Here is an 11525-nt window from a genome sequence, read left to right on the forward strand (position 1 = left end):
TGGCGCCGGAGCGCACCAGGGCCTCGCAGATCTCCAGGCCCTGCTCGCCGGTGTCGGGCTGGGAGATGAGCATGGAGTCGATGTCCACCCCCAGAGCCCGGGCGTAGGAGGGATCCAGGGCGTGCTCGGCGTCGATGAAGGCCGCTTCGCCCCCCCGCTTCTGGGCCTCGGCCACGATGTGCAGGGCCAGGGTGGTCTTGCCGGAGGACTCGGGGCCGTAGATCTCCACAATGCGCCCCCGGGGCACGCCCCCGATGCCCAGGGCCAGATCCAGGGACAGGGAACCGGTGGGGATGGACTCCACCACGATGTCGGCGTTGTCGCCCAGGCGCATGATGGAGCCCTTGCCGTAGGCCCGCTCAATCTGGGCCATGGCGGTCTCCAAGGCCCGCTTCTTATCCGCTGCGGGGGTGGCGGCCTCCACCGCCGCTTTCTTGGTTGCCATATCCAATCTCTCCTTTGGTATCCCGGCAGCCGGAGGGCGCCGGGTATTCTGTCCAATAGCTTACGCTTTTATCTGTCCAATAAGCAGGACTTTTATCGGTTGACGACGCCCTCCACCACCCGGGGGATCCCCTGGGTGTCCTGGGTGGACTGGATGTCCTCAAATCCGCTGCGCTCCAGCAGGGCGGCCACGTCCATGGCCTGGTTGATCCCCACCTCAAACAGCAGGGAACCCCCCAGCCGCAGGGCGGAGCCCCACTGGGCGGCGATGGCCCGGTAGAAGTCCAGCCCGTCGGCCCCGCCGTCCAGGGCGGAGCGGGGCTCGTAGTCCCGGACGGACACGTCCAGCCCGGCCAGATCCCCGGTGGGGATATAGGGCGGGTTGCAGGCGATCACGTCAAAGTCCCACAGGGCGGCGTCCGGCTTCTGCAGGGCGTCGGCCTGAACACAGGTGACCCGGGCGTTGAGCTCATTCCGGCGCACATTCCCCTTGCAGATTTTCAGGGCCGCCTCGCTGACGTCGGCCAGCACCACCCGGCAGGTGGGCACATTGGCCGCCACCGCCAGGCCCACGCAGCCGCTGCCGGCGCACAGATCCAGCACCCGGGCACCTTCCCCGGCGGCCCGGGCCAGCAGGATGGCCCGCTCGGCCAGCACCTCGGTGTCCATCCGGGGGATGAGCACGTCGGGCGTCACATCCAGGGTCAGGCCGTAAAACTCCCACTCTCCGATCAGGTAGGCCACCGGCTCCCCCGCCAGGCGGCGTTCCACCAGGGCGGCCAGCTTCTCCTCCACCGGGTCAGGGGCATAGAGGGCCATGTCCCGGTAGAACTGCTCCCGGTTCTTGCCCGCCGCGTGGCACAGGAGCTCCCGGGCCTCCAGCTGGGCGCCCTCCACCCCCGCCTCCCGCAGACGCTGCCGCGTGTCCAGGTAGAGGTTGTTGTACGTGGTCGCCATGTAAGCACCACTCCTCAATTTTCTCTCTTTCTCTCCGGGGCGCTCAGAATACGCCCCCTCATCCGCCCCTTCGGGGCACCTTCCCCCAGAGGGTGGAAGGTCATATCCTTTACCAGGCGTCCTTCCCCTGCTCCTCGGGCAGCACCAGGGTAAAGGCCCGGATGCCCACCTCGATCATGGAGTCGTCCGGCTCAAAGGTAGTCCAGTTCTGCAGCCACATCCCCGGCGCGGTCATGATGCGGGTGAACCAGTTGTCATACCGGCCCACCAGGCGGTTGAACTCATAGGTCAGGCTGACGATCACCGGCAGCAGCAGCAGGTGCAGGCCCATGCGGGCAAAGGTGTTGGTCACCTCGATGAAGCTGAACAGCAGGCTGGACAGCAGGATGCTCACCACAATGACCACAAACAGGAAGCTGGTGCCGCAGCGGGGGTGGTGCCGGGGCTGGATGCGCACGTTCTCCACCGTCAGGGGCAGGCCGTGCTCATAGCAGAAGATGGTCTTGTGCTCGGCGCCGTGGTACTGGAACACCCGGTGGATGTCCTTCATCCGGGAGCAGAGTATCAGGTAGCCCACGAAGATCACCACCTTGACCACGCCCTCCAGCAGGTTGCGCAGCCACATGGGCAGGGGGACAACCAGGCCGATCAGGCCGGTGATGGCGGTGGGCAGGAGGATGAACAGCACCACGGCAAAGATGATGCCCAGGGCCACCGCGGCGGTGACAAAAAAGGACGCGGCCTTCTCGCTGCCCAGGCGCCTGTCCAGCCACAGCTCAAATCTGGAGGGCTCCTCCGGCTCCTCCTCGTCCTCCGGCAGGAAGGAGGCCGAGAACATCAGCGCCTTGACGCCGTTGGCCAGGGAGGAACAGAAGTTGAACACGCCCCGGATGAAGGGCACGCCCAGCAGGGGGTGGCGATCCTTAATGAGCACCCGGTTTTCCACCTGCTCCTCCAGCTCGCCGTCGGGCTTGCGCACCACCACGGCCTTCTTCTCCGGGCCCAGCATCATGATCCCCTCGATGAGGGCCTGGCCGCCGATCATAGTCTTGTAGGGCGTGGCGCAGGATTGGTTGTTTTCGTTTGGCATGTGGGGTAAGTTCTCCTTACTAATGGAATGTAATCTATTGTACCAAACCCGCGCCCCGATTGCAAGGGGCGCGGGCCGCTTTTAGAACTTATGTTCGAATAGGCAGGCGGATGGTGACGACACACCCGCCGCCCTCGGCGTTGCCGATGTCCAGGGTGCCCTCGTGGCGGGTGACGATCTCGTCGCACACCGCCAGGCCGATGCCGGAGCCCCGGGCCTTGGAGGAGCCCTTGTAGAACTTGTACTTCACGTGGGGCAGCTCCTCCTCCGGGATGCCGGGGCCGTAGTCCCGGATGGTGATGGCCACCTGATCCCCGTCGGGGGCGATGGAGGTGTCGATGCGCTTGCCGGAGCCGCCGTGCTTGGCGGCGTTGTCCAGCAGGTTGCAGAACACCTGCCGCAGCCGCTCGGGATCCCCGTTGATGAGGGGGAACTCCTCCTCGCAGTCGTAGTAGTTGAGCTCGATGCCCTCCCGGCGGAAGAACTCCCGATAGGTGTACACCGCGTCCTCCAGCTCCGCCTTGATGTCCATGGGCTCCACCGACAGGGTGAAGCGGCCGTCCTGGATGCGGGAGAACTCCAGCAGCTCCTCCACCATGTTGGTCAGCCGCCGGGCCTCGGACACGATGATGCCCATGCCCTTCTTCACGTCCCCGGCGTCCCGCACCTCCCCGTTCATGATGGTCTCCGCCCAGCCGTTGATGGCGGTGAGGGGGGTGCGCAGCTCGTGGGAGACGGAGGAGATGAACTCGTTCTTCATCTTCTCGCTCTGGTTGATACGCAGGGACATGTCGTTGATGGCGTCGGCCAGGGTGCCGATCTCGTCGTCGTACCGCTTCTCGATCTGCACGCCGTAGGAGCCCTCGGCGATACGCTTGGCGGTCTCGGTAATCCCCGCCACCGGATCCACGATGGAGCGGATGAAGTACAGGTTGGAGAAGTACACGATGCACAGGATCGCCAGGCCGATGCCCAGGGCGATGGCCACGATGATGATGATCTGCCGGTCTACGTTGCGCAGGGAGGTGACGTAGCGCATGGCCCCCACCACCTCACCGTTGACCACCAGGGGGCTGGTGGCCGCCATGATGTGCTCGCCGGTGCTGGGGTCGGAGCCCACCCAGGAGCGGGTCTCCTTCTCGCTGATGGCCTGGACGATCTCCGGCGTGCCGGGGACGCGGAAGGCGGTGAGATCCGAGCTGGAGAAGCGGATGCGCCCGCTGCTGTCCAGATACTCCACCTCCAGGTTGTCGCTGTTGGGATCCCCTGCCACCACCGTCCGGGCATAGCTGTAGTAGTCGTCCCCGCTGCGGTAGTCAAAGCTGCCGATGGCGTTCTCCGCCTTCTGGCGCAGGGACTCGCTCATGGTGGAGTAGTAATAGCTCCCCATGGCCGTGGAGAAGGCTGTCACCGCCAGCAGGACGATAAACAGCACCACGCTGATGGAGTTCACCATCCACCGCTTTCGGATACCTCTGATTTTTTTCATGCCTTCCCTTCACCACCTGGGTCTGGTTCTTGTTTGCCTGAATGCGCCCGCTTGGGGCGCCGGGGGCGGGATGCGCCCCGCGGCCCGGCCTGCGGAGGGCGGATGCCGCCCCTCAGAAGCCCCACTTATATCCGTAGCCCCACACCGTGGTAATGAAAGACGGATTCGTCGGATCGTCCTCAATCTTGATGCGCAGGCGGCGGATGTTCACGTCCACGATTTTCAGCTCCCCGAAGTAGTCCCTGCCCCACACGGAGTCCAGGATCTCCTCCCGGGAGAGGGCCTTGCCCGGGTTGTCCATGAACAGCTTCATGATGGAGTACTCCACCTGGGTGAGCTTCACCCGCTGGCCGTTCTTCTCCAGGGTGCGGTTGCGGGTGTTCAGGAGGAAGGGCGGCTGGCTGATCTCCCCGGTGTCGATGGGATCGCCCCCGCCGGTGCGGCGGTAGAGGGCGTCGATGCGGGCGGTGAGCTCCGCCGGGGAGAAGGGCTTGGTCACATAGTCGTCGGCGCCGGTCATGAGGCCGGTGACCTTGTCCATCTCCTGGGTGCGGGCGGTGAGCATGATGATGCCGATGTTGCTGTCGCTGGCCCGGATGCGGCGGCAGACCTCGAAGCCGTCCATGTCGGGCAGCATGATGTCCAGCAGGGCCACCTTGATATCCGGATTGCGCTTGAGCTGGGCCAGCGCCTCCTCGCCGGTCTCGGCCTCGATGGCCTCGTAGCCGGCCCGCTTGAGATTGATCACCACAAAGCTGCGGATATTCGCCTCATCCTCCAGCACAAGAACCTTTTTCATCCCGTTACCTCCTTTGTACTCAGCGCCCGCTGATCAGCGCGAAGTTGGCCCTGACGCCCTCCTCGTCCAGGCCGCAGTCCCAGCCGCTGTCCACCAGCCGGGCGGCGTAGATGGCGTCGTCCTCCCCCTCCAGCAGGCGGAAGCGGCCGGGCATGCTGGCCCGGGCCTCCCGGTTGTCGCCGGTGAGCTTGTAAATGACCAGGAAGGGCTCCGGCTCCACGGCCTCGTCCCCCTCCCAGTAGGAGAAAACCACCGCCCGCTCCCCGCCGCCGGCCAGGTTGCTGCGGGACAGGGTCAGCTTCCCGCTCCACTCCGTGGGCAGGATGAAATACCAGCCGTCCTGGTTGTTGTGGTAGGTGGTGAACACCTGGTGGGCGCCGCCGTTCACGTCGTACTGCTGCCACCGGATGGCCCAGAAGTTGGGGGCGGTGCTGGTGCTGTCCGGCTCGGTCAGGGCATAGGCCGAGGGCAGCTCCATGATCCCGTCGTGGTTGATGTCCGTGCAGGAGACCTGGGTGCTGTTTACCTCGGTCTCCCAGCGCACGGTACCGCCGCTCTCTCCCGTGTCCCGCTCCAGGGTCACGTTCTCCACCCCGCCGTCCTTCCAGGCAAAAATGTCGGTGATCTGCCCGTTGACCGCATAGGTGGAGGTGACAAACAGGGCGGGCACCATATCCCGGAGATAGCCCACGTTCAGGCTCACCACCTGCTCCACATTCTGGCTCAGGGGGGCGGAGGAATCCAGCGCCACCACGCCGTCCCGCAGGTTGTACAGCTCCACCCGGTTCTCCGATGCGCCGATGGTGTACATGGCGTCGCTCTGGGCGCTCTCCGCCCCGCCGGCGGTGCGCAGTATCAGGATCTCCTGCTGCCCGTCCCCGTCGATGTCGTACACCCGGAAGCCGCTGTGCTCTTTGCGCAGCAGCTCCACCACCTCATAGCGGTCGATGGAGTAGGCCGCCAGGGAGTAGGTCTGCCCCGCCGTCTCCCAGTCCACGATGATCTCCTTGGTGGGGCTGTTGTCCAGATTCTCGTAAGAGACCGAATTGATGGCGTTGCCCGAGCCCTCGATGATGGCGGCCACCTCATAGTCCTCCTCCACCTGCCGGTAGATGTAGATCTTCAAGGGCCGCTCATCGGCGCTCACCCGGAAGAAGGCGATGGCCTCCTGCACGCCGTCGCCGTCCAGATCCTGGAGCTGCACCTTCTGGGTCAGCTCCCCGGTCAGGGGCGCGGCGTACTCGCCGCCGGCATTGAGCACCTCGTTGATCCGCTCGTCCAGCTTGAGGTAGTCGTCAGGCGCCCGCGGGGCGCGGTAGAGCTCGTCCACCGACTGGGAAAAGCAGCCGCCCAGCAGCAGCGACAGCAGCCCTGCCGCCAGCAGCAGCTTGAATCGTCTCATGTTGCAGCCCCCTCCGTGGGAAAAGTATATCAGTCGTTTTTTATCATACCACATTTCCCGGCGGAATGGTATGCCTATTTCCGATTTTCTCCGCGCCCCCGGAGGCGGGCCGGGCGGTCGGCCAGGTTTTTCTTGACAATATCGGTCTTCGATATTATAATATCCACAGACGATATCGTTAATTGATATTGGAGGTGGAATCATGGGCCGCAAAACTCTGGAGACCCTGACCGAGTCCATGTTCTATGCGCTGATGGCCCTGCTGCACCAGCCCCGGTGCGGCACGGAGATCGCCGACTTCGTCTCCGCCATCACCCAAAACCGGGTACGCCTGGGGCCGGGCACCCTCTATACCATCCTGGCAAAGTTTGAGGAGGAGGGCCTGATCCGGGAGACCGCCGTGGAGGGCCGCAAGCGCACCTACGCCCTCACCGACACGGGCCTGGAGCGCTATCAGGAGGAGATCGCCCGCCTGCGCAGCTGTCTGGCGGACGCGGCACAGGCGGAACAGGAGGAGCTGCCATGCGGAATACTGTCTACAAGCTGATCCCGGTGGATTTCGTGGACGTCGACCGCTTCGAGGGCTGGGCGGAGGATATGGCCCGGCGGGGCCTGTACCTCCACCACCTGACCCCCTTCCTGTTTGCCGCCTTTCAGCGGGGGGAGCCCGCCCCGGTGCGCTACCGGCTGGAGCCCCGGGGCAGCTTCTGGAGCCGGGAGAGTCAGAACTACTGCCGGAGTCTGGGGTGGGAGCTCGTCTTTCATGTGGGGCGGTGGTTCGACCTCTACCGCAATGACGACCCGGAGGCCCCGGAGCTCCACACCGACCCGGTGGTACACAGCTACGCCCTGGATCGGATATCCAGGTCTCTCCGGATACTCACCGCTGTGCTGGTTCTCTGCTTTGTGGGCGAGCTGGCTGCCCTCCTGCTCCCCTATCTGCTCTCTGAAACGCCGGTGCTTCTTCTTCTGGATGTCAGCGGCATCTCTACCCTGTCCATGCTGGTGCTCTTTCTCCTGCTCGGGGTGGAGTTCCGGAGCCTGGGCTCTTTCTTCCGCCTGCGCAGGCGGCTGCGGGAGGGGATTGTCCCCGGGCGGCACAGCTGGCGGTTCACCGGCCGGTGGAATCTCGGGCTGCTCCTGTTCGACCTGGTGCTGCTGGCCGCCCTGATCGCCAGCCCTCTGGTGATGCGCTCCGTGGAGTGGGAGGGCGAGCTGGCCGCGGCGGAGAGGCCCTTCCCCATCCTGGAGCTGTGGGAGCTGGAGGGCGACCCGGCGCTGGAGGCCGTCCCCTCCCCGATTACGCTGGAGATCTTCGGCTACGACAGCCACAACTATGTCCGCCGGAACTGGTCTCTTCTGGCGCCGGGGCAGTACGAGGTGGAGCAGCGCCTCACCGGCCGCGGGGACTATGAGCCCCGTCTGGATATGCTCTGGTACCGCCTCTCCCTCCCCTGCCTGGCCTCCCCCCTGCTGGACGATCTGATCACCCGGTACAGCGACTTACGCTATGCCCCGGAGCATTACACCGTGACAGAGCCGGAGCTGCCCGGATTTGACCGGGCGGTGCTGGTTCAGGACAACCGGTGGCCCGGCCAGGAGCTGTTCCTCCAGGCGGGGAATGTGGTGATCTATCTGGACTACTCCGGAGCGCAGGACTTGACCGGCCGCCCGGAGCTGCTGGCCCGGCTGGCCGCATTTGAAGCATAAAGGAGGCCGTCTTATGTGGTATCTCACGCCGGTCAGCCTCTATGACATGGCCGCCATGGAGCAGTGGCTGGAGCGCATGGCCGGTCGGGGGAGGTTTCTGGTGGACGCCGGCCCCCTGCTCTCCCGGTTCGAAAAGGGGGAGCCCAGGGCCGTCCGCTGCCGGGCCGAGCCCCTGGACACCGAGAGCCCCATCCCCACCCAGGAGCGGCTGGACTACTACGAGTCCTGCGGCTGGCATTATCTGTGCACCGTGAAGAGCTTCTACCGCATCTTTCAGTCCGGCAATCCGGCGGCGGAGGAGCTCCACACCGACCCGGTGGTGCTGGCCGCCGGGATGAGGGATCTGGAGGAACGGCTGGGGATGACGCTGGTGTTCCTGGTCATCTTCCTGCCCCTGCTGGTCTTTTTCGAGCTCTATTTCAACCGGAAGCCGGCGGAGTTCCCCCATGCCGTCCTGTACTCCCTCTGCTGCTGCATCGTCTACGGCTGGCACATCGCGGAGATCCTGTGGCTGCGGAGGCTGCGGCGGCAGCTGCTGGCCGGCTCCCGGCGGGCCTTCACCCCCATCCATTACCGCCGGGCCGTGGCCCTGCGGGCGTCGGCTGTGCTCCTGCTGCTGAGCCTCTGGCTGTGGTACGCCGCCGTAACCCTGCTCCCCTGGTTCTGACCGGGCTAGTACATCCGTTTGACTTCCCATATCCGCTCCGATATAATAATAGGAGACAGCCATTCGGAGGGGCGTATCGGAGCCCCGGAATGAGTGAGCCCTGTCGGCCATGGCAGGGCGAAGGATGTGAAGGGGGCGACGACGACGTGGAGCGTGTGATTCTGCACTGCGATCTGAACAGCTTTTACGCCTCGGTGGAGCTGCTGGATCATCCGGAGCTGCGGGACAGGCCGGTGGCGGTGTGCGGCGACCCCTCCTCCCGCCACGGCGTCATCCTGGCCAAGAACGAGCCGGCCAAGAAGTTCCAGGTCAAGACCGCCGAGACGGTGTGGCAGGCCCGGCGCAAGTGCCCCGGCCTGATCCTCCTGCCCGCCCACCACTGGAAGTACCGGGAGTACTCCAAAAAGGTCAACGCCGTGTACGAGCGGTACACCGATTTGGTGGAGCCCTTCTCCATCGACGAGAGCTGGCTGGATGTGACGGGCACCCTCCACCTCTTCGGCGGGGACGCCCGCGCTTTGGCCGACGAGATCCGCCGGGTGCTGCGGGAGGAGCTGAACCTCACCGTGTCGGTGGGGGTGTCCTTCAACAAGATCTTCGCCAAGATGGGCAGCGACTACAAAAAGCCCGACGCCACCACCGTCATTTCCCGGGAAAACTACAGGGAGCTGCTGTGGCCCCTGCCCGTCACCGACCTGCTCTTCGTGGGCAGGGCTGCGGCCCGGGTGCTGGAGCAGTACGGCGTCCGCACCATCGGCGATCTGGCCGCCTATGACCGGGAGGCCCTGGGAAAGCTGCTGGGCAGGCAGGGGTACACCCTCCACGACTACGCCTCCGGGGCGGAGCACTCCCCCGTGATCCCCGCCCGGGAGCAGCCGGGGCCCAAGTCGGTGGGCAACGGCCTCACCTTCCCCCGGAACCTGGAGGGGTGGACGGAGCTGCGCACCGCCGTCACCGAGCTGTCCGACGAGGTGGCCGTCCGCCTGCGCAAGCACGCCCCCAAATGCACCACCGTCCAGGTGACCATCCGGGATCCCAATTTCAAGGACATCTGCCGCCAGAAGCGCCTCAGCGCCCCCACCTATGTGTCCCGGGATCTGACGGACGCCGCCATGGAGCTCATCCGCGCCTCCTGGAACCCCAAGGCCCCGGTGCGGGCCCTCACCATCACCGCCCAGAACCTGGTGGAGGAGGGGGACGCCGGGGAGCAACTGAACCTGTTCGCCGCCGGGGCCGCCCCCCGGCGGGATCGGCTGGAGAAGCTGGAGAAGGCCATGGACGGCATCCGGGACAGGTTCGGCAGGGACGCCATCACCGCCGCCTCCACCGTCCACCGGGACAAGGCGGAGGTCAAGGAGGATCACCGCCTGCCGCCGGTGGACTGACGCCGGGAAGCACGTCCTTTATAGCGCAATCCTTGGCAGAGCCGTGCCCCTTCCGCCTCTCCCCATGGAAACACAAATCCCCCTGACCGTATCTGCGGCAGGGGGATTTTCTCTTGTCTACGTCTAAAAACGCATCTACTTTTCCAATTCGCTTATGCGCTTGTTCTCCTTGTGTACCTGGTACAGTCGGTAAGGAAGGGCTACAAGCCCGACGAAAACGGAAAGGCAGAATTTGACACCAAAATAAATTAGCCATCCCACTAGCGGAAGCACCGGAAAAATGTTCGGCGTGATTCCAGTCAGAACGGACCAACCGCATGGGATGCCCGCCACAATATACGCCGTCACTAAACTTTGCAAAATGCCCAAGGGGATACGCAGAGGAGTTCCATGTGCGATACAGGAGACAGTACCCATTACGATTCCTAACAAGGCGAATATAAAGAACAGGATTACACTAACTCTGGTTAATCGTTGTGCCTGTGCCCTTTGCATCTGAATACGGTTGCCCGCACACACCTCACACAGAGGAGGGGCCCAGCGGTCAGCACACTCCCGGCACAAACCCTTTCCACATTCTGCACAGGCCGCCACTGCGTCCCGTTCCGCGTGGTTATAACATTTCATTTCTCTCACCTCAACAGATAGGAATACGGTTTCCCGTTCCCCGTCATTATAGTAAATATATTTACTATAATAAGATAACCTCTGTCATATATGACTTGACAGGAGGAGTTTCGATGGAACAGGAGTATTCGCTCCGGATACGTGGGCTTCGAGAAGATCTGGATAAAACGCAAGAGGAGATTGCGCAAATACTGGGCACATCACAGACAATGTACTCCAGATATGAACGAGGGGCAAGCGAACTGCCCATCCGGCATCTGATTCAACTCTGCCGTTACTATCACGTCTCTGCTGATTATATCCTCGGGTTTCTTCGGCGCCCCAAGCCCCTAGAGGAGGATTCATGATCCATACAGTATTTTCATCTCCCCTATGGATTGGTTTGCCTGCTTTGGATATTAAACGTGGACAATTAACAGAGAAACCGGATCTTTTGTCATCAGTCAGCGCGTCGCATACATCCGTATAACGAAACAATTAATATTCATTTTATATCGTATAATATGCATTTTATGGCGATATAAACCAATAAATCAAGGGCCAATTCGCATATTTATGCGAATTGGCCCTTGATTTTTATTCCAAGCTATGGTACACTGTTCCCAACAAAACAAAAACGGAGGGTTTCGCCATGTCTGAGATCAAAAAAGTCGTCCTCGCCTACTCCGGCGGTCTGGATACATCCATCATCATCCCCTGGCTGAAGGAGAACTACAACAACCCCGAGATCATCGCCGTCTCCGGCAATGTGGGCCAGGCCGACGAGCTGGAGGGGCTGGAGGAGAAGGCCCTGAAAACCGGCGCCTCCAAGCTGTATGTGGAGGATCTGATCGACGAGATGGTGGATGACGTGATCATCCCCTCCATGCAGATGGGCGCCAAGTACGAGGGCTATCTGCTGGGCACCGCCTTCGCCCGGCCCATCATCGCCAAGCGGCTGGTGGAGATCGCCAAG

General features: G+C 63.3%; 12 protein-coding genes. 6 read left to right on the forward strand and 6 right to left on the reverse strand.

Features of this window, described 5'->3' with window-relative positions; all coding sequences use genetic code 11:
• The 6 genes from QZ378_RS10070 to QZ378_RS10095 form a co-directional block, all read right to left on the reverse strand.
• Window positions 1-445: ATPase domain-containing protein (locus QZ378_RS10070; protein WP_291258172.1), on the reverse strand; the 445-nt coding region annotated here is incomplete at its 3' end.
• A gap of 92 nt (window positions 446-537) precedes the next feature.
• Window positions 538-1401 carry a peptide chain release factor N(5)-glutamine methyltransferase gene (gene prmC, locus QZ378_RS10075; RefSeq protein WP_191528945.1) on the reverse strand — a complete coding sequence of 288 codons (864 nt, stop codon included), beginning with the start codon at window positions 1399-1401 and terminating at the stop codon, window positions 538-540.
• Window positions 1402-1510: 109 nt separating this feature from the next.
• The gene (locus tag QZ378_RS10080; RefSeq protein ID WP_291258173.1) at window positions 1511-2491 is read right to left on the reverse strand and encodes a DUF1385 domain-containing protein; all 981 of its coding nucleotides are present in this window, start codon (window positions 2489-2491) and stop codon (window positions 1511-1513) included.
• Between the two features lie 88 nt (window positions 2492-2579).
• Window positions 2580-3980 carry a cell wall metabolism sensor histidine kinase WalK gene (locus tag QZ378_RS10085; protein WP_291258174.1) on the reverse strand — a complete coding sequence of 467 codons (1401 nt, stop codon included), beginning with the start codon at window positions 3978-3980 and terminating at the stop codon, window positions 2580-2582.
• Between the two features lie 112 nt (window positions 3981-4092).
• Entirely contained in the window at window positions 4093-4779 is a 687-nt protein-coding gene (locus tag QZ378_RS10090; protein WP_087241412.1) for a response regulator transcription factor, read from the reverse strand.
• Window positions 4780-4798: 19 nt separating this feature from the next.
• Window positions 4799-6181 carry a hypothetical protein gene (locus QZ378_RS10095; RefSeq protein WP_191528944.1) on the reverse strand — a complete coding sequence of 461 codons (1383 nt, stop codon included), beginning with the start codon at window positions 6179-6181 and terminating at the stop codon, window positions 4799-4801.
• Between the two features lie 202 nt (window positions 6182-6383).
• Here QZ378_RS10095 and QZ378_RS10100 point away from each other — a divergent pair, with 202 nt between their 5' ends.
• The 6 genes from QZ378_RS10100 to QZ378_RS10125 all read left to right on the forward strand — a co-directional run.
• On the forward strand, window positions 6384-6728 hold the full coding sequence (locus tag QZ378_RS10100) for a PadR family transcriptional regulator (RefSeq protein ID WP_087241408.1): 345 nt from the start codon (window positions 6384-6386) through the stop codon (window positions 6726-6728).
• A complete protein-coding gene (locus tag QZ378_RS10105) occupies window positions 6704-7891 on the forward strand; it encodes a DUF2812 domain-containing protein (RefSeq protein WP_291258175.1) in 1188 nt (395 codons plus the stop codon). The genes QZ378_RS10100 and QZ378_RS10105 overlap by 25 nt, the downstream gene beginning before the upstream one ends.
• Before the next feature lie 13 nt (window positions 7892-7904).
• On the forward strand, window positions 7905-8558 hold the full coding sequence (locus tag QZ378_RS10110) for a DUF2812 domain-containing protein (RefSeq protein WP_191378989.1): 654 nt from the start codon (window positions 7905-7907) through the stop codon (window positions 8556-8558).
• Between the two features lie 146 nt (window positions 8559-8704).
• On the forward strand, window positions 8705-9943 hold the full coding sequence (dinB, locus tag QZ378_RS10115; protein ID WP_291258178.1) for a DNA polymerase IV: 1239 nt from the start codon (window positions 8705-8707) through the stop codon (window positions 9941-9943).
• 740 nt (window positions 9944-10683) lie between these two features.
• Window positions 10684-10917 carry a helix-turn-helix transcriptional regulator gene (locus QZ378_RS10120; RefSeq protein WP_291258176.1) on the forward strand — a complete coding sequence of 78 codons (234 nt, stop codon included), beginning with the start codon at window positions 10684-10686 and terminating at the stop codon, window positions 10915-10917.
• A gap of 284 nt (window positions 10918-11201) precedes the next feature.
• Window positions 11202-11525 (forward strand): argininosuccinate synthase domain-containing protein (locus QZ378_RS10125; protein ID WP_291258177.1); only part of this gene is annotated, 324 nt, incomplete at its 3' end.

It is taken from the genome of Flavonifractor sp., assembly GCF_019422385.1.
GTDB classification, from domain to species: Bacteria; Bacillota; Clostridia; order Oscillospirales; family Oscillospiraceae; genus Flavonifractor; species Flavonifractor avistercoris.